This is a genomic window from Deltaproteobacteria bacterium, from assembly GCA_020848905.1.
Lineage (GTDB): Bacteria > Myxococcota_A > Polyangia.
Map to the genome: position 1 here is coordinate 1 of JADLHG010000008.1, position 21981 is coordinate 21981.

Here is a 21981-nt window from a genome sequence, read left to right on the forward strand (position 1 = left end):
CCCCCCAATCCGCGGCTGGCGCGAGGGCCCGAGCCGCCGCTTGCGCCGGCCCACTCCGCCCCGCTGCCGGCTCATGCAAGCGGCGGCGTCCGCCAGGGCCCGCGTCACGAGCGCCCTAGGCCCTCCCGAGGCTCTTCCATCCGGAGAACTCGATCACCCCGGGCGCGCGGCAGGGCGTACTTGCCCCTTTGTTGGCGAGATCATAAAAGGGGGGGCGACGTTCGGTGGATGGTGGGCTCGGGTGTCCGCAGGGAGCTCCGGTCGCCTGCCGAGCTGGACCGTGCAACTCGAGTGAGCGAGAAGCGGATGCGAGCACCTCTTCGTTTGATGATCCTGTCGATCCTGGCCGCGCCCTTCGCGGGCTGCACGGAGGCCAACCCGGCCTTTGTCGCCTCGGACCTCGGGCCTGCGAGCGACGGTGCGACTCCCAGACGCGACGGCGCCGGTCGCGACAAGGGCCCGCGCTCCGACACGCGGCCGAACCCGGACGTCGTGCCGCCCACGTGCACGAAGGACCCCGACTGCGACGACAAGCGTCCCTGCACGGTGGACAAATGCACGGGGGGAAAGTGCACGAACGCCGTCGAATCCGGCTTCTGCGTGGTGCGAGACGTCTGCTTCAAGAGCGGAGAGACGAGCCCGACCAACAGCTGCGAGAGCTGCGATCCGACCACCAGCACCACGAGCTTCACCGTCGCGAAGGACGGAAACGCCTGCGCCGACGACGGGCTGAAGTGCACCAAGGACGTCTGCGCCGCGGGGAAGTGCGTCCATCCCCTGAGCGGGACCGGCTGCGCCATCGCCGGCAAGTGCTACGACGCGAACCAGCTCAACGCGGCCAACAGCTGCCAGGCCTGCGACCCGTCCCGCGCCACCGAGGCCTGGAGCTCGCTCGCCGACGACACCACGTGCGTCTCGGACGGCCTGAGCTGCACGGGCGACGTGTGCAAGGGAGGGAGCTGCACGCATCCGGTCACCCGTGGGTGCATGGTCAACAGCACCTGCTACGAGGTCGGCGAGGCGAGCACCTCGAACGTGTGCCTCGAGTGCCTTCCGACGCAGTCGACGAGCAGCTTGACCTTCGTGGCGGGGAAGCCCTGCACGGCGGCCTCCGGCGTGGCCAAGATGTGCGCGCAGAACGCGTGCAAGGGCTGGCTCGAGACCACCTTCGAACCCAGTCCCTCGAGCGGCAGCGTGACGAGCACGAGCCTCGCCGCGACGGCACCGCTCGCCTCGCCGAAGGAGGTCTGGGCCGTCGGCGAGTACAGCACGGCGAGCTCTTCCGGTCAGGGGATCATGGTGCGCCTGGCGGGGAGCGGCTCGGCCAGCCTCATCTACGCCGAGCGGCGCCTCAACGACGTGCACTACCGGGTGGCGGTCGGCGACAACGGCCTCGCGTACTACCACGATGGGACGAGCTGGGGGCGCGCCACGGGCCTTTCGACCCAGCTCGCGGGGGCGACTCGCTACGGCGTTTGGGGGGCCTCGACGGGCGCGAACGAGGTCTTCTATCTGACGGGGATGCAGAGCCTGCCGGCCAGCGGCGCGATGGTGCGCTGCCTCCTCGCGAGCGGAAGCTTCAGCTGCACCTCGCACTCGGGCTTCATCGGCGGTACCACCCTCGGCAACATCTTCGGCGCGACCTCGGGAAGCACGGTGACGGGGCTCTGGGCCATCACGGGGACCGGACAGCAGGACATCTACTACAACGACGGTATGGCCACGAGCTGGTCGACCAGCGACCCCGAAGGTTGTCTGGAGTCGCGGAGCGGCTCGGCCTGCTCGAACCTCTCCGGCTACTTCCGACGGATGTTCGCCGCCTCGGCGGGGGAGATCTGGGTCGTGGGCGACTACGGCACGGTGATGCGCTACGACGGCGCGCTCTGGCAGCGGATGACCTCCGTCTTCAACCAGCAGTCGAACTACAACCTGACGGCCGTGTACGCCTCCAACACGGACCACCTCGCGACCCTCGTGGGCTACCGCGACACCAGCTCCGGCCGCACCGTCTCGCTCTTCAACTACAACCTGACGCTCAAGCGAGCCTACGGGCCGCTGCAGGTCCGGGCCTTCTCGTCGTCGACCGGGGGACCGATGGTGCGCGATATCGACGGAGAGAGCTACGCCGACCTCTGGATGGTCGGGCAGACGCGCGGCGGCACGGGGAGCGGGGGCCGGCTGCAGGGGTGGGTCCTGCAGCTCAAGTAGCAGCCTTCGGGGCGCTCAGGCCCAGGTGTCGGGCTGGCCCGTAGACCGCAGCACGCTGCGCCAGATCGGGCTGTCCAGCGAGAGCACCTTGCGCGCGGCCGTCACGGCCGTGAGGGGCACGTGGGTGAAGCGCTCGAGCCAGAGCCCCATCACCACGCCCGTCTTGCCCGCCATGGCCGAATGAACCGCCTCCTCGGCGAGCCGGCCGCAGAAGATCGCATCCGCGGGATTCGCCGGCGCGGCGCGGATGATGTAGCTCGGGTCGATGTACTTGAGCACGATGTCCAGGTCGGCCAGCTCGCGCTGCAAGGTGTCGCGCAGGAAGACCCCGATGTCCCGGAGCTTCGGGTTGCCGGACGCGTCCCGCTGGTCCGACGGCGGAAGGTGCTCCTGCCCCGCCCCCTCGGCCGTCACGATCACCGCATGTCCGCGACGCTTCAGCCGCTGCCGGAGGTAGGCGACGATCCCCTGCGTCCCCGACAGGGTGAAGCGTTGCTCGGGGACGAGCACCAGATTCACCTCGGGGGAAGCCATGCTGGCCGAGGCCGCGATGAAGCCCGAGTGGCGCCCCATGAGCTTGACGAGCCCCACGCCGTTCGGGGCCCCCTCCGCCTCGACGTGCGCGGCGCGAATGGAGTCGGCGGCAATCGAGACGGCGGTCTCGAAACCAAAGGTGCGCTCGATGTGCAGCAGGTCGTTGTCGATCGTCTTCGGCACGCCCACGACCGCGATGGGCACGTTCTGCCGGCCGAGCTCCTCGTGGAGCGAGAGCGCCCCCCGCATCGTCCCGTCTCCGCCCACGCAGAAGAGCATGTTCACGCCGAGGTGCTGCAGCGTCCCCACCATCTCCTCCGGAGGCTGCGGCCCGCGGGACGAGCCGAGGATCGTGCCGCCTTGCAGGTGGATGGCCCGCACCATCTCCGGGGTGAGCAGGATCGGGGGATTGGGGCTCGACCGACCGATGCCGGCGAAGCCGTACCGGAAGCCGTAGATGCGACGCACCCCGTAGGAGTGCCAGAGCTGCAGGACGAGCCCCCGCACGACGTTGTTCATCCCGGGACACAGACCGCCGCAGGTGACGATCCCCGCGGTCACCTCGGGGCCGGAGAAGTAATTCATCGGTCGCGGACCGGCCAGCTCGAACGAGGGTCCCGCCTCGCCGACGAGCGGGTTCATGAGGACCCGCGCCTCATCCGGCACGAAGTCGGCGATCTGGTCTCCCGGCTTGGTCGACAGATGGAGCGGCGAGGGATACCTGCAGGCCCCGAGGCACGACACCACGAGTTCGGCGTTCTTGTCGGTCATCGGCTCACCAAGGGATGGGGCGCGAGGATAGCGCAGCCCGCCTACGGCCGAAAGCACCCGCGGAGAGGACCCGCGGAGAGGCTCTTCGCCGCGAACGAGGACTCTGGGTCGGCCGAGGTGACAGTCGGCCGCGGTGCAGTTGACAGGTCGCCCCGGCCGCTGCTACCGCTGCGCCCATGACCGACGCGCTTCTCGCGCACAGCGCGGCCTTTCGCCGCCGCCGCGTATTCAACTGGTTCCCGCTGGGACTCGCCTACGCCTTCCTCTACATGGGGCGCTACAGCTACATCCCGGCGAAGGACGAGCTCGAGCGGCTGATGGACAACGCGGCCCTCGGCATCGTGGGAACCGTCGGAGCGGTGGTCTACGGCGTCTCCTTCCTGCTGAACGGTCCGCTCACCGAGCGCTTCGGCGGGCGTCGCGCCATGCTCATTGCGACCATGGGCTCCGCCCTGGTGAACCTCGCGATAGGGCTCATGCTGGCCGTCGGGTGGACCCAGAACTTCCTCGTCTCGTACGCCGTGCTCCTCGGCGTGAACATGTACTTCCAGAGCTTCGCGGCCATCGCGATCGTCAAGGTCAACGCCGCCTGGTTCCACGTGCGCGAGCGCGGCGTCTTCGGCGGCATCTTCGGCATCATGATCTCGTCGGGCCTCTTCCTCGCCTACACCGTCTCGCCCATGGCGATGAAGTGGTTCTTCAAGGGGAGCCCCCAGTACTACTTCATCCTCCCCGGGCTCCTGCTCCTCGTGAACTTCCTCTCCACGCTGGCCTTCGTGCGGGACACGCCGGGCGAGGCGGGTCTCGGGGACTTCGACACCGGGAGCTCCGACGAGTTCGACCATCGCGGGGAGACACCCTCGGTGGTGTCGGTGATGCGCAGACTCCTCACGCACCGGATCGTGCTGACCATCGCGCTCATCGAGTTCTGCACGGGCGTGCTGCGCAACGGCGTGATGTACTGGTTCCCGAGCTGGGCCAAGCAGTCGGGGATGCCGCAGGTGCGGGAGTGGCTGGGGGTGGGCCTCTTCGCCGCCGGCGTGCTGGGAGGGCTCGCGGCGGGTTGGGTCTCCGACCGGGTCTTCGACTCCCGGCGGCCTCCCGTGGCGGGCCTGCTCTACGGCGTGATGATCGTGCTGGCCCTCGGCCTGAGCGGCTGCCTGTGGGTCATGCCTCCCGACTCGACGCTGCTACCCTACGTGGTCTACGGCCTGGTGGTCCTCTCTTCGGTCTGCGTGATCGGCACGCACGGCGTCCTCTCGGGGACCTCGACCGCCGATTTCGGCGGCAAGCAGGCCACGGCCATGGCGGTGGGGATCATCGACGGCTTCGTCTACCTCGGCGTGGGCGTGCAGTCGCTCTGCCTCGGGTATCTGACCAAGACGAGCTGGACCTACTGGGGGCCCTTCCTCGTGCCGTTCGCGGTGGTGGGCTTCCTCCTCGCGCTCCGGGTCTGGCACGCGAAGCCCACCCGCTCGGGCTCCCACTGAGGGACCGATCCTTCGGACTATCGCTGTACCTGGAGCGCGAGGATGGGTCGCGACCCCGCCACGTTGAGGAGCTTCGGGGTCGGTGAGGCGGTCGCCGCGTCGAGCTGGTGGAGCTTGGTGCCCGTCGCCACGTAGAGCTCGCTCCGCCGGCCGAAGGCCAGGGCGGTGGGGGGCTCCGCCAGCTTGATCTGCGAGACGGGCTTGAGGACCTCGCCGTCGAAACCGACGAGCTGCACGAGGTTGCTCGCCCCGTCGCCGATGGCGAAGAGGTCGCCGAGCGGCGAGGGACCGCGGTCGATCCCCACCGGCCGGGCAGGGGCCATCCACTGCAGCTTGGTCGGCGGGGCGCTCGAGAAGGTCACGCCGTAGATCGCATCGTTGTCCGCCACCACGGCCGCCTGGCCGTCGGAGCGCAACGCCACGAACGACGCGCTCGGCGTGGAATCCAGCACGAACTGCCGCCCCACGGAGGGCGTAGAGCCGAGGACCAGCTCGGTGACGCAGTCGGCGTCGGGCAGGTCGTCGCGGTTCGTGTCGCAGGCCGACAGGACCGCCGCCCGCAACCCTTTCCGGTCGGTCGCGATCGCGCGCACGCCGGGGATGGGAAAGCTCGCCTGCTGGGTGATCTGCCCCATGGCGGTCACCGTGAGGAGCAAGACGGAGCTGCTGGTGCCGACCACCGCACCGTCGGGGAGAGTCGCGACGCACGTGGCTCCCGCCACGTTGAAGCCCGTGCCCACGTCGCTCAGGCCGCGCCCCACGTTGACCGTACGAAGGCGGGTGCCGCTGAGCACCAGGACCTGTCCCCCCCCGGGGCTGAGCGCGAGCTGCGCGGGGGTGCCGCCGCCCGTCAGACTGGTCGTCGCGATGGTGGCCGGCGGCAAGGGCAAGAGCTCGAGCGCCCCCTGGTCCGAATAGGCGAGCGCCGCGCGGTTGAGCTGCAAGGGCACGCGGTAGGGGACCGCCTCGCCGTCGCGTCCGAGCGAGAGCGTGGCCGCGCCGGGGGCCACCCCCGTGGGGATCGTGAAGGTCACGGTCGTGTCGTTCACCCGCTTGAAGGAGAGCGACGCCGCGTCGAACGCAACGCCGCCGGCGTCCGTCAGGCGGACCTCCTCGGTGAAGGTGGCGGAGCCCTGGACCAGCTCGATCGTCACGGGCTCGCCCACCAGGCGGTCGAGGACCCCGCGGATCTCCGGCTCGGGGGTGCTGCACGCGCCGACGAGGCAGAGCGCGACGAGCGAGGCGACGCGAAGGGAGGCGGCGGGGGTCATCGAACCTCGATGATCGGCGTCTTGGGCCGGCTCAGGGGGACGGCGATGCCGACCGCCGCGCCGGCCAGCCCGGCCCCGATGGCGGTCCAGAACCACCAGCGCTTCCAGATCGACACGCGCGGCCGCTCGTCCGGACACGCCTCCCCGTCACACGGGCCCGGCGACGGAGCGGGCGCAGGCGACGGCGCGGGCGAGGGACCCGGCGCCTCCGAGGAGAGCAAGGCTCGCGCGGCCGCGCCGGCAGCCCCCGTATACGAAGCCTCCCGGCGGCGCAGCCAGCGGGAGGCACCGGCCCAGTGGAGCGTCACGGTGCACTTCGCCGGCGTGCAGCCGGCGGCGGCCCCGACCACGACGAGCTCGCGCCCTTCGAGCAGCTCGAGCGCCTGCGCCACCGCGCGACCGGGGGTCGGCGCGAGGGTCTCCTGCCGCACCGAGGGCACGAGAGGGGGTTCGCCGGGCCCGCCCGGGGAGAGCTGGGCCTCGACGGCGCGGGTCTGCCCCTTGTCCACCCGCAGCCAGCGGGTCCACGAGGCGTGCCCGGGGCGGAAAACCAGCACCAGGTGCTGTCCCGGCCGCACGGAGACCGATCCGTCGGCCGACCCGCGGAAGGCGCCGTCCAGCCAGAGCAGGCCCGCCGGCTCGCTGCGCAGCTCGAGCGTGGCGCGACCGGCCTCTTTCGCCTGGGCCATGACCTGGGCGTGGAGCTGCTGGACCGTCGGGTTGAACTGCTTCTTCGGCGGCGGACGCTCGTCGAAGAGGATCGCGTCGGCCATGGCCCGCTGCGCGGCGACGTTGTCCCCGTCGAAGAGGGCGGCCGCGGCGAGGAGGTGCTGCGCCCGCACGTACCCCGCGGCGCTCCCCCCCGCCCGCATCAGCTGCTTGTAGAGCTCGAGGGCCTTGCCGGCCTGCTCGCGCGCCACCTGCAGGTCGAGCATCTCGAAGGACTTGGCCGCGCGCCCCATCAGATCGGCAGCCTTCGTCTCGCGCGTCGGATCGGGTGAGGCGTCGCCCCCGCGCGGGTAGGTCGCCCGGGCGCTCTTGCCGCTCTGCTGCAGCGCGACGGCCAGCTCCTGCGCCACCTTCGCGGTGGGCCCCAGCGCGTCGCCGGTACCGGCCGGGATCACGAGGACGGCGGACGGGGTCTCGGCCAGGACCCGGGCAGGGAGGGTGAGAACGAGCAGAGCCAGCGGAGCGCGCATCGGGGTCCAGAATACCGCCGCCCGCCGGCGCTAGCCAGTTCATGCGCGGCGCCACGGTGAGGCCCGCGCGGCGGCGAGGCCCGCGCGACGAGTACGGCGGTGCGTCGGGCACCGGTCCTCCGACGTGGCGTGCTACAGTTCGGAGCTCGCATGCCTTCGACGTCCTTGCCCGACCTCGGTTTGCGGTACCAGGCGGTATGTCCCGTGGGAGAAGGCGGCTCCGGTACGGTCTGGCGGGCCGAGGATCGCAGGGTCCCGGGGCGCTCTGTAGCCATCAAGCGCCTGACCGCGGGAACTGACTCCGAGGACGGCCTGCGCCGCGAGCTGGTGGTCCTCCGGCGGCTCCGACACCCCGCCATCGCGGCGGTGCACGGACTCGAGCGCGGTCCCTCGGGGGAGGCGCTCCTCGTGATGGAGCTCGTGGAAGGGCCGACCCTCGACCGCTGGTGCCGCGAGGCGACGCGCGCGGATGCCCTGCGGGTCTTCGCCGAGCTTCTCGGCGCGCTCGACTTCCTCCACCGCCGGGGCGTGATGCACCGGGACCTCAAGCCCGACAACGTGCGCGTGTCCCCCGAGGGACCGAAGCTCCTCGACTTCGGACTCGCCGCCCGCGGGGGAGCGCCGACCGCCGTCGGCGGGACGCTCGGCTACCTGGCCCCGGAGGTCCTCGAGGGCGCGCCTCCCTCGGCGCAGAGCGACCTCTACGCGCTCGGCGTCATGCTGGCCGGCGCCTTCTTCCAGCTCTCTCCGCCGCTCGACCCGGGAAGCGACGCGCTCGCGACGCAGCTCGACGCGCAGGGGGCCGCGACCTCGGACGCGGAGCTCGCGGGGATCGCCCGCATCGCGCGGCAGCTCCTCGCGCGAGACCCCAGCTTGCGCCCCGCCTCGGCCGCGGAGTCGCTCCGACTGCTCGAGGAGCTGCCGGGGGGCTCCGTCGGTCGGACGGTCTCGCTCCTGCTCGGACGCGGCTTGTGCTCCCCGCTGCTCGTGGGGCGCAACGCGGAGCTCGCCGAGCTCGAGCGCTGCCTCGAGGACCTTTCACGCGGCGCGCACGCGTCACGGCTCGCGCTCGTGGTCGGCGAGCCGGGGAGCGGACGCAGCCGCCTGCTCGAGGAGGTGGCGCTCTCGGCCGAGGCGCGGGGCCTGCCCGTGCAGGTGGGGTGGCCGTCCGTCGCGGCGCCGGAGGGAGAGGCGAGCTCGGCCCCCGATCCGGTGGCCGAGAGAGCCCGAGCGGTGGCGCGGATCCTCGGGGCCCTCGAGGCGCTCGGCTCGACCCCGGGCCTGCTCGTGCTCGACGACCTCGACGAGGCGCTGGACGTGGAGCTCGTGCAGGTCCTGCTCCGCCTCCCCGACCGTCCCCTGCTCGTGGTGGCCAGCACCACGGAGGCGGCCCGCGCCGACCGCACCCTGGGCCCGCGCGGCCTCCGCCTTGCGTTGTCGCCGCTGCCGGACGACGCGGTCCGCTCTCTGGTCGGCTCGATGCTTCCCTGCGGCGTCGCTCCCGACCCGCTCGTCGGGGAAGTGGCGTCGCTCGCCGAAGGCAGCCCGCTCCTCGCCGCCGAGCTCGTGCGCCTCGGCGTCGCGGCCTTCCTGGCCTCGGGTGGCCAGGGCCCCCTCCGCCTCCCCGACGGCCTGGAACGGAATCGGCCGCAGGCGAGAGACGTGGCCGTCGCTCGGGTCCGCCAGCTCTCGGAGCCCGCGCGGCGAACCGGCGCGCTGCTCGCCCTCCTCGGTACGGCCGTCCCGCGACGCCTGCTGGTCGAGCTCGACCCGACCCTCTCCGACGAGCGGCTGGGGGCTCTCGCGCTCGAGGGGGTCGCCCGGCGGGACGAGGGAGACGCGGTTCGCCTGGCGAGTCCGGCCCTCGGGCGGGCCCTGCTCGACGCCGTCACCGCCGAGGAGCGCGGCGCGCTAGGACGGCACACGCTCGCGGCCCTGCGGGCGGATCCCACGCTCGCCACACTCCGGGCTGCGGTGCGCGTGAACGCCGGGTTGAAGGAGGAAGCCCCGACGGAGCTCCTGGCCGGCGCCCGCGCCGCGCGTGAGGCGCTCGACCTCTCGGAGAGCCTCCGCCTCTACCGCGAGGCGCTCTCCTGTCACGGGCTCGCCTCGCCGGCCCGCCAGCGAGGCGCCGAGGAGCTGGCCGCGCTCCTACAGGCCCTCGGCCGGCACGGCGATGCGGTGGCGGTGCTCGCGCAGGCCGCCGACGAGGTGATCCCCGACGAGCGCGCCGCGGCTCTCTGCGCGCTGGCCGACGCGCAGCTCAAGGCAGGGCGCACCGACGAGGCCCTCGGCACCTTGAGCCGCGCCGAGGGGACGGGGATCTCGACGAGACCGGCGGTCCTCAAGGCCAAGGTCCTGCTCTTCGCGGGCCGGCACGCCGAGGCGCAGGCGGTGGCCGAGCTCCTCTCGGAGAGCCTGGACCCGGCCGTGCGGGCCGAGGCGCTCCACGTCGTGGGCCTGGTCCACTACTACCGCGGCGCGCTGGACCTCGCACTCGCCGCCCTCGACGGAGCCTGGGCCGCCGTGGCCGCGCGCCCCGATCGCCTGGCGGCCGCGCGGATCAGCAACTCCCTCGCGCTCGTGCACCAGCGACGCGCCGACTTCACGCGCGCGCGTGCGTGCTACCAGGAAGCGCTCCGCCGGGCCCGCGAGCTCAAGCACCTCCCCTTCGAGGCTACCTTCCTGATGAACCTGGCCTCGGTGGCGCAGCAGCTCGGGGACTTCGCCTCGGCGCTGGCCGGCTACCAGCAGAGCCTCGAGACCGCCACCCGCTTCGGCGGGGGCCGCGAGATGGCCCAGGTCTCGCACAATCTGGCCCGGCTCTACGCGCTGCTCGGGCAGGAGCAGCGCGCCCGGCAGCTCCTCGGCCGCGCGGAGTCGCTGGCCCAGGGACTGGCCTGGCGCGCGCTCCAGGGGCACAACCGCGTGGTGCAGGCCGAGCTGGCGCTCTCCCGCGGCGCGGCCGAGGAAGCGGCGGCGGCCCTCGACGACGCGGAGGGCTGCTTCGCCACCACGGAAGAGGCGGCCGGAGTCGCCGAGGTGGCGCTCGGACGGGCCCGCGTGGCCCTCTGCCGCGGCGACGCCTCCGAGGCGTGGAGCCGCGCGCGCGGGGCGCTCGAGCTCTGCCGAGGAGCCGAGGTCCTGACCCTGCAGGCGCACCTCCTCTGCGGGAGCGCGGAGCTGGCGCGCGAAGGCGGCACCCCCGAGTCGGCCCTGCGCGAGCTCCGGCAGGCGCAACGCCTCGCCGAGGACGTGAGCGATCCCGAGGCGCAGGCCGAGGTGCAGGCCCGCCTCGCCGACGCCCACGCCGCGGCGGGCGACGCCACGAGCGCGAGCCTCCACCGGCAGCTCGCGCTACAGACCGTGCGAGCGCAGCTCGAGCGGCTCCCCGAGGCGCTCCGCCCCGCCTACCGCGCGACGACCTGGCGCGCGGCGATCCTCGCCTCCGGCGAGACCCCTCAGCCGGGCGCCTCCGACCCGCAGCGGCCGGGCGACCGCACGCAGAAGCTCGACGCGGAGCTCCTGGCGGCGCTCCTGCAGGTGAACAAGGAGCTCAACGCGGAACCCGATCTGCGGCGCTTGCTCGAGCGGATCATGGATCACGCGGTGGAGCTCGCCGGCGCGGAGCGCGGCTTTCTGCTGCTCGACCAGGGGGGAAAGCTGGACGTGCAGGTGGCGCGCAACATCGACCAGGAGACCATCCGCCGCAAGGAGTTCAAGATCAGCCGCTCCGTGGCCGAGGAGGTGGTGAGCCGGGGCAAGCCGGTGATGACCGTGGACGCGCTCCACGACGACCGCTTCCGCGAGTTCCTGAGCGTGCACCACCTGCGGCTGCGGTCGATCCTGTGCGTGCCGCTCGTCATCCGGCGTGCGGTGCGCGGCGCCATCTATCTCGACAACCGGTTTCAGACGGAGGCCTTCACCGCCCGCCAGCGCGACCTCCTCTCGGCCTTCGCGGACCAGGCGGCCATCGCGATCGGGACCTGGGAGCTCCTCGAGGAGAATCGTCGACGTCAGGCCGAGCTCGAGCAGGGGCGCGAGGATCTGCGGCGCGTGAACGCCGAGCTCGAACGAGCCCTCGCGAGCCAGAGCGAACGGCTGGACGAGCTCGCGGAGCTCGCGCGGCGCCAGAAGGGGGAGCTCGAAGGGCGCTACCAGTTCGAGAATCTGGTCGGGCAGTCGGCCGCCATGCGCGAGGTCTTCCGCCTCATCGACCGCGTGAAGGACTCCACCGCGCCGGTCTTCATCTTCGGCGAGTCGGGCACCGGCAAGGAGCTCGTCGCAAAGGCGCTGCACTACGGCGGCCACCGCAAGGCGGGCCCCTTCGTGAGCGTGAACTGCGGCGCCATCCCGCCGACCCTCCTCGAGAGCGAGCTCTTCGGCCACCAGAAGGGCGCGTTCACCGGAGCGGAGCGCACGACCCACGGGCTCTTCGAACGCGCCGACGGAGGAACGATCTTTCTCGACGAGGTCGGCGACACGAGCGCGGAGCTCCAGGTCAAACTCCTGCGCGTCCTGCAGGAGAAGCGCTTCAGCCGGGTGGGTGCCGAGGAGGAGCTGCACTCGGACTTCCGCCTGGTGGCGGCGAGCAACAAGGACCTGGGCGAGCTCGTACGACAGGGTCGCTTTCGCGAGGACCTCTTCTACCGGATCAACGTGATCCAGCTCCAGCTCCCGCCGCTCCGCCGGCGACGCGAGGACATCCCGCTCCTCGTGGCGCACCTCTTCGCGCGGCACGGGGGCGACGCGGCCCGCCTCTCCAAGGCCGCCCTGCGGCTGCTCGTGGACCACGACTGGCCGGGCAACGTGCGCGAGCTGGAGAACGAGGTGCTGCGCATGCTGGCGCTGGGCGGCGAGACCGTGCTCCCCGAGGACCTCTCCCCGCGCCTGCAGGGAGCTCGATCGGCCGACGTGTCCGCTCCGGCGGGCGGGCCCGGACTCGAAGGGCTCCCCTTGAAGGACGCCATCGCGGAGCTCGAGCGGCAGCTCGCGCTCTCGGCGCTCAAGGCCTGCCGCGGGAGCGTCACCGAGGCCGCGCGCCGGCTAGGGATGACCCGGGTGGGCCTGCACAAGCTCCTGCGGCGGCACGGCCTGACGCGGTCCTAGTTTCCTCCAGGCCACATGTCGCGCCATACGTTGCCCGCAGTTAACACGTCCGACGGGCCCAGGCCCCGGTCCGCGTGCTATAAGTCCTTGGAATACCGATCTGGAACCCGCGGGTCGGCCCTGGAACGCGGCTTGCTCTACCCTCCGGTACGCGAGGAACCCATGCGACGGCTGTTCACCCTTCTATGTGCGCTGGCGGCAGGCGGACCGGGCTGCGGGGAGCAGCTCAGCATCCCGGTCCCCCAACCCGTCCCGCTGAAGGTGCGGCAGAGCACCCCGGGCAAGGACCGGCATGAAACCGTCGTGGCCGGGCTGCCGCAGGCCGTGGCCGGCAAGGGGCGCGTGCGTCTGCGGGACGCGCGCAGCGGTCTCGAGGTGGTGGTGCCCTCCACGGCGCAGGGAACCTTCGTCGGAACCCTCGCCGTCGGAGCGGAGGCCGACCTGTACGGTCGCTTCGAGACCGATCAGGGGCAGAGCGCCGAGGTGAGCCTGACCCTCCGCGCGCTGGGCCTTCCCCCGCAGCTCACGCGCACGCGGGGCGAGGCGGGGCTCGTCTCCGCGCCCGACGCGAAGGGGCTCGTCACCGTCTCGAACGACGCCGGCCCCGGTCAGCCGCTCCTCGTGGCGGCGACCCCCGACAGCGAGGTGATCGTCTCGCACGCGGGGCTCGGCACCGTGGTCACGACGCGCACCGACAAGGAGGGTCGCTTCCGCGCGCAGCTCGCCGCCGCCGCCGGGGACACGATCCAGCTCTTCCTGGCGAGCGTGGACGACCGGGGCCTGACGAGCGACTTCCTGATCGCAACAGTACCTGCGCCCTGAGCGACGCGCTACCGCGGGAGCTGCAGCTCGTCGTCGAGGGTGCGCAGGAGCGTGCCGCGGATGTCCGGCTCCGTGATCAGCATGGCCCGTACGCGGTTCGCCAGGTTCTGGTAGCCGTGCACCGCGAGCCAGGTGGAAAAGTCGTTGTGCAGGGCGTGGTGCTCGAACACCACGTCGGGGACGTCGGCGATGAGGTCCCGCAGGTCCTGCAGCGTACGCGCGAGCCCGTAGCGCTCCCCCGCGGGCCAGCGGAAGACGAAGGGGCCGAAGCCGCAAAAGGCGGTGAGGAAGTTGTCGAGCTCCGAGAGCAGCCGCGGAGAGTCCTTCCAGAGGAACTTGGCGTCGGCGGCGAGCACCGCCTCGCGCGCCTGGAGCTCGCGACTCGCCACGACCACCGGCAGATGCCCGTGCAGGGCCCGCGCGCGGTAGAGCAGCCGGAGCCCCGCGTCTCCCCTGCGCTCGCCGGAGATGGGAAAGCAGAGGTCCGTGATGAGCGCCATCATGTTCCGGTCGTAGCGAAAGAGGGACTCGCAGGCCTCCTCGAACGAGCGCCGCAAGAGGACCAGCGGGCGGTTGTCGCTCATCCCCCAGATCGACGTGGGGCGCCGCTCCTCCGGGAGCAGCTCGAGCGCGGCGGCGCGGATCCGCTCGTAGAGGGCCGGCAGAAAGTGGCTGTAGAAGTTCGGCTCGTCCTCCACGAGCAGGATGATCAGCGCCCCCGAATGCTGCAGCAGCGGCGCGTTCCGCTCGTCCTCCTGGAGCTTGACCATCGCCCGCCAGAACGAGGGCGCTCCGTAGTAGACGAAGAGGTTCTCGCTCGCGTGCTCGCGCCCCTCGGTCGGGCCGCCGAGGTCGGTGTTGCCGGTCACCACCACCGCCGGCAGCCCCGGGAAGGCCTCCTTCACCTTGCGCGACAGCTCGGCCCCGCTCATGTCCGGAAGCACGTAGTCCACGAGCAGCATCTCGTAGCGACCGGTGCCGAGCGCTTCGAGCGCCGCCTTCCCCGTGCGAACCAGCTCGAAGGCCGGCGCGTCGGCAGGCTCACTTTGACCCGCCGCTCGAAACCCCGCCTCCTCGAGCATGAACCCACTATAAGGGTTGCCCGCGAGGAGCAGGTTCTGGAATCTTATGCGCATGGGAAGGTCGCCCACGGAAAGCATGTGCCTCGGCGGCGCGAGTGAAGGAAACAGTATCGTGGCCGCTCGCGGAAATCAATTCAGCCGGCCGGCCACAAGAGGGAAGAGAGACTGATGCTCCCTCTGCGACGCGTGGGGCCCGTGGTGAAGCTCGGCGAAGGCGAGCTAGGCGGCAAGGCGCGCCTGCTTCCGTTCCTGGATCGCCTCCTCGAGGCGAGCAAGATCGCCGCGGAATTCGCACCGCACACGATCAGCGTCCCCGAGACCTGGGTGCTCGCCACCGACTCCTTCTCGGAGTTCGTGGGGCGCAACCACCTCGAGAGCTGCGCCGACGTGACCGACGACGGGGAGGTCCGGCGACGCTTCCTCGCCGGCCGGCTCCCCCCCGCCGTCTGCGCCTCGCTCAAGCTCTACCTCGAATCGCACCTCCTGCCGCTCGCGGTGCGGAGCTCGGCGCTCAGCGAGGACACGCACTACCACACCACGGCCGGGCTCTTCACCACGCTCTTCATCCCGAACCGCGGCCCGAACCGCCTGAACCAGCTCATGGACGCGGTGAAGCTCGTCTACGCCAGCGCCTTCTACGCCGACGTGAGCCGGTACATGCGGGACCACAGTATCCCGCGCGAGGACGAGCGGATGGCCATCGCCCTCGAGACGGTGGTGGGGACCGCACGCGGTCAGGTCTACTACCCGCTCGTCTCCGGGGTGGCCCAGTCGGTGAACTACTTCCCGGTCGGGCAGATGAAGCCCGAGGACGGGGTGGTGTCGATCGTGATGGGCCTCGGGCGCCGCGCGGTGCAGGGGCTGGACGGCCTGCGCTTCTGCCCGGCCTATCCGCTGGTGCGCCCGTCGATGGTCTCCGAGGTGGACTTCCGCCGCACCACGCAGCAGCTCTTCGACGCGGTGAACCTCGAGGCCGGCGAGCTGGCGCTCTCGGGGTCGGACACCGAGACGCTGATCACGCTCCCCGTCGAGGCGGCGGCTCCGCACGGCGTGCTGGCGCACGTGGCCTCCGTCTGGGACCCCGACGCGCGCATCTTCTACGAGAGCCTCATGCAGCGCGGCGAGCGCGTCCTGACCTTCAGCCGCCTGCTGCGCGAGACGAGCCTCCCCTTCCCCACCATGCTCCGGCGCGTGCTCCAGGTCATCGAGGACGGCTTCGGCCTCCCGGTGGAGATCGAGTTCGCGCTCGACGTGGAGAGCGGCGGCGGCGAGCTCAAGGGCGCGCTCTACCTGCTCCAGGCGCGTCCGCTCCCGTCGGCGCAGCGCGGGGACGCGTCGGTGGAGGTCCCCGAGGTGCGCCCCGACGAGCTCCTCCTCTCGACGAACCAGGCGCTCGGGAACGGCGCCGTGGACGGCGTGCGCTCGGTGGTCTTCGTCGACCCCGCGGACTTCTCGCTCCAGACGAGCTCGGAGATCGCCGACGAGGTGGCGCGGCTCAACGAGCGCCAGCGTGAGGCGAACGACCCCTATCTGCTCCTCGGGCCAGGCCGCTGGGGCTCGTGCAACAAGGCCGTGGGCGTCCCGGTCAAGTTCCGGCAGATCGACATGGCGCGCCTCATCGCCGAGGTCTCGACCCCGGAGCTGTCGCTCGAGCCCTCGCAGGGCACGCACTTCTTCCACAACGTGGTTTCGAAGTCGCTCTTCTACCTGACCGTCGACACGCGGGTCGGCCACGCCTGCAACCTGGAGTGGCTCCGCGCCCAGCCGAACGCGGCGGACACCCGCCTGGTCAAGCTGATCCACGCGCCGGACGGGCTGAGCATTCGGGTGGACGGCACGAAGCGCGCCGCGGTGGTCTATCGAGCGGGGGGCCTCGGGGGCGGCTAGATCCAGCCCCGGAGCCGGCAGGCGGTCGCGACCCGATCGATCGCGATCATCATCGCCGCGTCGCGCATGAAGACCCCGTGCGTCTCGGACATCTCCACCACGCCGTGGAAGGCGTCGGTCATGAGGCGATCCAGCCGCTCGAGCACCATCTCCCGCGTCCAGTAGAAGTTCTGGTTGCTCTGCACCTGCTCGAAGTAGGAGCAGGTCACGCCCCCCGCGTTACAGAGGAAGTCGGGGATGAGGTAGATCTTGCGGCTCTGCAGCACCTTGTCGGCCTGCGGGGTGGTGGGGCCGTTCGCCCCCTCGGCCACGATCTTCACCGACGGCTTGATCGACGGCGCGAGCTCCTCGGTGACCTGGTTCTCGAGCGCGGCGGGGATCAGGATGTCCACCTCTTGCTCGAGCCAGGCGGTGGCGGGCAGGACCTCGTAGCCCAGGTCCCGCGCCTTGGTCTTGTCGATCGTGCCGTAGCGGTCGGCGATGGCCATCAGCTCGTCCACCTTGATCCCGTCCCGCCGACGGTAGGTGTAGGGCTTCTTGTCGTCGTCGTCCCAGCACGAGACGGCCACCACCACGCCCCCGAGCTCGGAGAGGCCCTTGGCCGCGTACTGCGCCACGTTGCCGAAGCCCTGGATCGAGGCCGTGCAACCCGCGATCTTCTTGTCCATGCGCTTGAGCGCCTCGCGCACGGTGTAGACCACGCCGTAGCCGGTGGCCTCGGTGCGGCCCTTCGACCCGCCGAGCCCGACAGGCTTGCCGGTGATGAAGCCCGGGTAGCGGCCCCCCGTCAGCTTCTCGTACTCGTCCATCATCCAGATCATGTGCTGCGCGTTGGTCATCACGTCCGGGGCCGGCACGTCCTGTACCGGCCCGACGAGCCGCACGATCTGGTCCACGAAGCCGCGACAGATCTGCTCCTGCTCGCGCTCGGACATCTGGCGCGGATCGCAGATCACGCCCCCCTTGCCGCCGCCGAGGGGGATGTCCACCACGGCGGTCTTCCAGGTCATCCAGGTGGCCAGGGCGCGCACGGTGTCCACGGTCTCGTCGGGGTGGAAGCGAATGCCGCCCTTGGCCGGCCCACGCGCCGTGTTGTGCTGCACCCGAAAGCCGTGGAAGACCTCCACCCGCCCATTGTCGCGGCGGATGGGGATCGTGAAGTGGAGCTCTCGGTTCGGGAAACGCAGGAAGTGCCGCGTGCCCGCATCGAGGCCCAGCTTCTCGGCCGCCTGATCGAACTGCGCTTGAGCCATTGCAAAGGCGTTGAACTCGCGTGCCATGGGTGTAGTGGCCTCCTCGGGGGAATGCTTCGGCCGAGGTTATGCCATCGCGCCTCAAACACAAGTCGGTTTTCGACCGTCGGCCCGCCTCCCCCGACCGACGAAAACCAGGGCTCGCCGGCCCCGCGCGCGCGCCGCGCCGACCAACCCTTGACGCGAGGCTGGGCCTCTGAAAGCATCGACGTTCACGCATTCACCCAGGAGACGGAGGGAACATGCTCAGCGACCACGTCCTGGCCTTGGACTACGCCGAAGAGGCGAGTCGCATCTGCGACGTCTTGCGATTCATCGTGGCCCGCGAGCTCCGACGCAAGGGACTCGTGGTAGGCGTCTCCGGCGGCATCGATAGCTCCGTCTGTCTCGCCCTGGCCGCCCGCGCGCTCGGCAAGGACAAGGTCTTCGCCGTGCTGATGCCCGAGCGGGACTCGAGCCCCGAGAGCAACCGGCTGGGCCGCATGGTCTGCGAGCACGTGGGCGTGGAGTACGCCGTCGAGGAGATCAGCCCCATCCTGGCGGCGGCGGGCTGCTACGCGCGACGGGACGAGGCGATCCGGCAGGTCTTTCCGGAGTACGATGAGACCTACAAGCAAAAGATCGTGGTCCCGCCGCTCGAGGAAGGAAACCGCCTGACCTACTTCAGCGTCGTGATCCAGGCCCCCGACGGCGCGGTGAAGAAGGCGCGACTGCCGCTCAAGGCCTACCTGCAGATCGTGGCCGCGACGAACTTCAAGCAGCGCACGCGCAAGATGCTCGAGTACTACCACGCCGACCGCCTCAACTACGGTGTGATGGGCACCCCGAACCGCCTGGAGTACGACCAGGGCTTCTTCGTGAAGGGGGGCGACGGACTCGCCGACGTGAAGCCCATCGCGCACCTCTACAAGACCCAGGTCTACGAGCTGGCGCGCCACCTCGGCCTGCCGGAACCCGTCACCAGCAGCACGCCCACGACGGACACCTACAGCCTCCCGCAGGGGCAGGACGAGTTCTACTTCGCCCTCCCCTATCCGAAGATGGACCTGATGCTCTACGCCTACAGCCACCAGGTCGCACCCGCCGAGGCGGCGCGGGCGGCAGGCCTCACGGAGGAGCAGGCGAGCTGGGTCTACCGGGACATCGAGGCCAAGCGGCGCACCACGCGCTACATGCACCTGCCGGCCCAGCTCATCGAGCCCATCGCGGACGTCGGCACGCACCGCCCCGCGACCCACGGCACGGAAGTCTAAGCCAAGGACCCGGCCCGGCGTGCCCCCTGTCGCGCGTCGGACGGACTCTCTCCTTGGCCGAAGCACGCTGCCGGGTGCTCTGGGCGCGGCGCTTTCCCTCTCTCTCCTGGCCCAGCTCGCCGTCTATTTCACCGAGACCTTCGGTCCCCTCGGGCCGCTGCGGAACCTCGCCGTCACCCTGGCCACGACGCTCCCCCTCGCTCTGGCGCTTCGCGTCGCGGCACGCCCGGAGCTCACCCCACGCTCCCTTGCGTTCTGGGTGGTGGTCGGGGCCGCTGCGCTACGCCTCGCCCTCCCCTGGTCCGCCGTCGAGGGGAGCAGCGACGCCTTCCGCTATCTCTTCGATGGTCGCGTGCTGGCCTCGGGGACAAACCCCTACCTCCATCCTCCCGTGGCCGACGCGCTGGTGCCGCTACGCGAGGCGCACTTCTTCCCCGGCATCTTCCGCCCCGAGATGCGCACCGTGTACCCGCCCCTCGCGGAGCTCTGGTTTGCCGTGGCCTACTGGCTCTCCCCGACGAGCTTCTTCGGCTTGAAGCTCGTGCTCTTCATCCACGAGCTCGCTACCGTACTCCTTCTGCGGCGCCTGCTGGCTCGCGCCGGAGCGCCGCCGGAGCGGGCGCTGCTCTACGCGTGGTCCCCCTTGCCGATCGTGCAGCTCTTCGTGGCCGGACACCTCGACGGCCTCCTCGTGCCGTGGCTCCTGCTCGCGCTGCTGCTCGCCGAGCGGCGCCCCTTCGCGGCGGGGCTTTCGCTCGCCGCCTCGGCGCTGGTGCGGCCGGTTACCCTGCTCTGCCTGCCGAGCCTGGCCCTCGGCCCCGACCGCTCTCGCCGGCAGAGCCTCGCCGTGGCGCTCGCCGTCGGCCTGGCCACCACGCTCCTCCTCTGCCCATTCCTGTCGGCGGGAGGACGCCTCGTGGAGTCGCTGCTCGTCTACGCGCAGGAGTGGCGCTTCAACGGCTCGCTCTTCGCGCTCGCCTCCCTCGCGTCTCCCGCCCTGGCCGCCACCTGGCTCCGGCCCGCGCTCTACGCGGGGACGGCCCTGGCGAGCGTGGCCTGCGCCCTCCTCCCCGCGGCGCGTTCGACGCGCTTCTTGCTGGCGCTCGGGGCCTACTTCGCGCTCGCACCGACGGTCTACCCCTGGTACCTCGTGCCGCTGCTGGCGCTCGGGGCGCTCCACGGCGGGGTCTGGGTGGTCCTGCTTCCCGCGCTCGTCGGGCTTTCGGATCTCGTATTCCTCGACGGACGTCCCGGCGGCGTGTGGGAGGTGCCGGCCCTCGCGCAGGTGCTCGAGTATGGCGTCCTCTATCTCCTCGTGGCGCTCCAGCTGGCCCGCCGCGCGCGCCCCGGGAGCGAGAGGCCACCCGCGCCTGGCCCGCGTCTTGTATACTGATCGCTCCACCCAACGACGGAGCTTCTTCGTGCCCTGTCCTCCCCTTCGCCTTCCGTTTCCTCGCTGGACCTTCGTGTGCGTGCTGACGGCCGCGTGTCTCGTCTCCGCCAACGCCTCGGCCCAGCGCGTCCGCCGCGGTCCGTACCTTCAGATCGGCGCCCCCACCTCGATGACCGTCGTCTGGCGGACCGACGTGGCCACGACGGGGAAGGTGGAGTACGGCACAGCCGTCGGCAGCCTCTCGCTCAGCGCGACGGACAACAAGACCCATACGCAGCACGAAGTGCGCCTCACCGGACTCCAGCCGGGAACGCGCTACTACTATCGCGTCGGGACCGCCACCGCGGCGCTCGCGGGAGGGGACGCGCAGCACTTCTTCGACACCTCTCCCGCGACGGGGTCGGCCACGCGCTTTCGCCTCTGGGTGGTGGGAGACTCGGGGACCGGGGGCTCGATGCAGAAGAAGGTGCGGGACACCATGCTCACCTACGTCGGAGCGGACCGCCCGAACCTTTATCTCCATATGGGAGACATGGCCTACAGCGACGGCAAGGACGCCGAGTTCCAGACCAACTTCTTCGACATCTACCAGAACATCCTGCGCAACACGGTCTGCTGGCCCACGATGGGGAATCACGAGGGGCACAACGCCAACAGCAACACCCAGACCGGCCCCTACTACGACGCCTACGCGCTGCCGAAGGCCGCCGAGGCCGGGGGACTCCCCTCCGGCACAGAGGCCTACTACTCCTTCGACCACGCTAATGTGCACTTCGTGGTGCTGAACTCCTACGACATCTCGCGCAAGGTGGCCGACCCGATGCTCACCTGGCTCAAGAGCGACCTGGCCTCCACCAAGCAGCCCTGGATCGTCGCCTTCTTCCACCACCCGCCCTATACGAAGGGGTCCCACGACTCGGACACCGAGGGGAACCTCGTGGACATGCGCGAGAACGCGCTCCCCATCCTCGAGGCGGGGGGAGTGGACCTGGTGCTCGCCGGGCACTCGCACGTCTACGAACGCTCGTGGCTGCTGAGCGGAGCGTACGCCACCCCCTCGCGCTACGACGCGAGCCTGATCGTGGACAAGGGGGACGGCAAGCTGAAGGGGACGGGCGCCTATCGCAAGCCCGCCACCGCCGGAAAGGGAGCCGTCTACGTGGTGGCCGGGCACGGGGGAACCGGGGTGAGCAGCAAGGGGAAGCACCCGCTCATGTACTTCACCGAGGTCCAGAATGGCTCGTGCGTGGTGGACGTGAACGGAAACACGCTCACCCTCGTGAACGTGCGCCACGACGGACAGCTCACGGACAACTTCACCATCGTGAAGGGCAGCGGGCCGGTGGCGGCCGACGGGGGCGTGCCTCCGCAGCGGGACGGTGGGGGCCCGGCGCGCGAGGCCGGCGGACCGATCGGCGACGGAGCGCCCATCGCCGGCGACGGCGGGATCCCTCCGCAGCGGGACGGAAGCGGCCCCCTCACCGACGGTGCGACGCCCGCGGGCGACGGCGCCAGCGTCGGTGCCGGCGACGGCGGCGGCAAAGCCGAGGGCTGCTCCTGCCAGACGGCGAGCCCCCCGGTCCCATCCACGGGCTACCTGCTCCTGGCGCTGGCCGCGCTCGGGCTCGCGCGTTCGGCACGCCGGCGAAGAGCCCGCGCGCCCTCTCTGCGACGGTAGCGCGGCCTTCCCCGCGCACGCGACAAGATCC

General features: G+C 71.2%; 13 protein-coding genes. 8 read left to right on the top strand and 5 right to left on the bottom strand.

Annotation, left to right across the window (positions count from 1 at the left end; all coding sequences use genetic code 11):
• Positions 1-306: 306 nt before the first annotated feature.
• Positions 307-2208 carry a hypothetical protein gene (locus tag IT371_04975; GenBank protein ID MCC6746989.1) on the top strand — a complete coding sequence of 634 codons (1902 nt, stop codon included), beginning with the start codon at positions 307-309 and terminating at the stop codon, positions 2206-2208.
• A 15-nt stretch (positions 2209-2223) separates the two neighbouring features.
• Here the strand turns inward: IT371_04975 and IT371_04980 are convergent, their stop codons facing one another.
• Positions 2224-3513 (bottom strand): ATP-dependent 6-phosphofructokinase, encoded by a 1290-nt coding sequence (locus IT371_04980; GenBank protein MCC6746990.1) that lies wholly within the window; start codon positions 3511-3513, stop codon positions 2224-2226.
• 176 nt (positions 3514-3689) lie between these two features.
• Between IT371_04980 and IT371_04985 the strand changes: the two genes are divergently transcribed.
• The gene (locus tag IT371_04985) at positions 3690-5003 is read left to right on the top strand and encodes an MFS transporter (GenBank protein ID MCC6746991.1); all 1314 of its coding nucleotides are present in this window, start codon (positions 3690-3692) and stop codon (positions 5001-5003) included.
• A 17-nt stretch (positions 5004-5020) separates the two neighbouring features.
• Here IT371_04985 and IT371_04990 read toward each other — a convergent pair whose 3' ends face one another.
• Positions 5021-6274: a hypothetical protein gene (locus IT371_04990; protein MCC6746992.1), complete on the bottom strand. Its 1254-nt coding sequence runs from the start codon at positions 6272-6274 to the stop codon at positions 5021-5023.
• The gene (locus IT371_04995) at positions 6271-7473 is read right to left on the bottom strand and encodes a hypothetical protein (GenBank protein ID MCC6746993.1); all 1203 of its coding nucleotides are present in this window, start codon (positions 7471-7473) and stop codon (positions 6271-6273) included. The genes IT371_04990 and IT371_04995 overlap by 4 nt, the downstream gene beginning before the upstream one ends.
• A gap of 150 nt (positions 7474-7623) precedes the next feature.
• Here IT371_04995 and IT371_05000 point away from each other — a divergent pair, with 150 nt between their 5' ends.
• Entirely contained in the window at positions 7624-12582 is a 4959-nt protein-coding gene (locus IT371_05000; GenBank protein MCC6746994.1) for a sigma 54-interacting transcriptional regulator, read from the top strand.
• A 162-nt stretch (positions 12583-12744) separates the two neighbouring features.
• Complete coding sequence (locus IT371_05005; GenBank protein MCC6746995.1) at positions 12745-13404, top strand: hypothetical protein; 660 nt, start codon at positions 12745-12747, stop codon at positions 13402-13404.
• Between the two features lie 8 nt (positions 13405-13412).
• On the opposite strand, the gene IT371_05010 is transcribed toward IT371_05005, so the two are convergent.
• Positions 13413-14540: a response regulator gene (locus IT371_05010; GenBank protein ID MCC6746996.1), complete on the bottom strand. Its 1128-nt coding sequence runs from the start codon at positions 14538-14540 to the stop codon at positions 13413-13415.
• Positions 14541-14654: 114 nt separating this feature from the next.
• On the opposite strand from IT371_05010, the gene IT371_05015 reads away from it, so the two are divergent.
• Positions 14655-16373 (top strand): hypothetical protein, encoded by a 1719-nt coding sequence (locus tag IT371_05015; protein MCC6746997.1) that lies wholly within the window; start codon positions 14655-14657, stop codon positions 16371-16373.
• On the opposite strand, the gene IT371_05020 is transcribed toward IT371_05015, so the two are convergent.
• Positions 16370-17653: a Glu/Leu/Phe/Val dehydrogenase gene (locus IT371_05020; GenBank protein ID MCC6746998.1), complete on the bottom strand. Its 1284-nt coding sequence runs from the start codon at positions 17651-17653 to the stop codon at positions 16370-16372. The two genes, IT371_05015 and IT371_05020, sit on opposite strands and share 4 nt — an antisense overlap.
• 215 nt (positions 17654-17868) lie before the next feature.
• On the opposite strand from IT371_05020, the gene nadE reads away from it, so the two are divergent.
• The 3 genes from nadE to IT371_05035 are packed head-to-tail and all read left to right on the top strand — an operon-like array spanning position 17869 to position 21950.
• Entirely contained in the window at positions 17869-18879 is a 1011-nt protein-coding gene (gene nadE, locus IT371_05025; protein ID MCC6746999.1) for an NAD(+) synthase, read from the top strand.
• 19 nt (positions 18880-18898) lie between these two features.
• The gene (locus IT371_05030) at positions 18899-20272 is read left to right on the top strand and encodes a hypothetical protein (GenBank protein MCC6747000.1); all 1374 of its coding nucleotides are present in this window, start codon (positions 18899-18901) and stop codon (positions 20270-20272) included.
• Between the two features lie 28 nt (positions 20273-20300).
• The gene (locus tag IT371_05035; protein MCC6747001.1) at positions 20301-21950 is read left to right on the top strand and encodes a metallophosphoesterase; all 1650 of its coding nucleotides are present in this window, start codon (positions 20301-20303) and stop codon (positions 21948-21950) included.
• Positions 21951-21981: the final 31 nt, after the last annotated feature.

What these genes read in the sequence shown, in the direction of transcription:
- IT371_04975 (MCC6746989.1), top strand. Translation starts at nt 307, where the DNA reads ATGCGAGCACCTCTTCGTTTGATGATCCTGTCGATCCTGGCCGCGCCC.
- IT371_04980 (MCC6746990.1), bottom strand. Translation starts at nt 3,513, where the DNA reads ATGACCGACAAGAACGCCGAACTCGTGGTGTCGTGCCTCGGGGCCTGC.
- IT371_04985 (MCC6746991.1), top strand. Translation starts at nt 3,690, where the DNA reads ATGACCGACGCGCTTCTCGCGCACAGCGCGGCCTTTCGCCGCCGCCGC.
- IT371_04990 (MCC6746992.1), bottom strand. Translation starts at nt 6,274, where the DNA reads ATGACCCCCGCCGCCTCCCTTCGCGTCGCCTCGCTCGTCGCGCTCTGC.
- IT371_04995 (MCC6746993.1), bottom strand. Translation starts at nt 7,473, where the DNA reads ATGCGCGCTCCGCTGGCTCTGCTCGTTCTCACCCTCCCTGCCCGGGTC.
- IT371_05000 (MCC6746994.1), top strand. Translation starts at nt 7,624, where the DNA reads ATGCCTTCGACGTCCTTGCCCGACCTCGGTTTGCGGTACCAGGCGGTA.
- IT371_05005 (MCC6746995.1), top strand. Translation starts at nt 12,745, where the DNA reads ATGCGACGGCTGTTCACCCTTCTATGTGCGCTGGCGGCAGGCGGACCG.
- IT371_05010 (MCC6746996.1), bottom strand. Translation starts at nt 14,540, where the DNA reads ATGCGCATAAGATTCCAGAACCTGCTCCTCGCGGGCAACCCTTATAGT.
- IT371_05015 (MCC6746997.1), top strand. Translation starts at nt 14,655, where the DNA reads ATGCTCCCTCTGCGACGCGTGGGGCCCGTGGTGAAGCTCGGCGAAGGC.
- IT371_05020 (MCC6746998.1), bottom strand. Translation starts at nt 17,653, where the DNA reads ATGGCACGCGAGTTCAACGCCTTTGCAATGGCTCAAGCGCAGTTCGAT.
- nadE (MCC6746999.1), top strand. Translation starts at nt 17,869, where the DNA reads ATGCTCAGCGACCACGTCCTGGCCTTGGACTACGCCGAAGAGGCGAGT.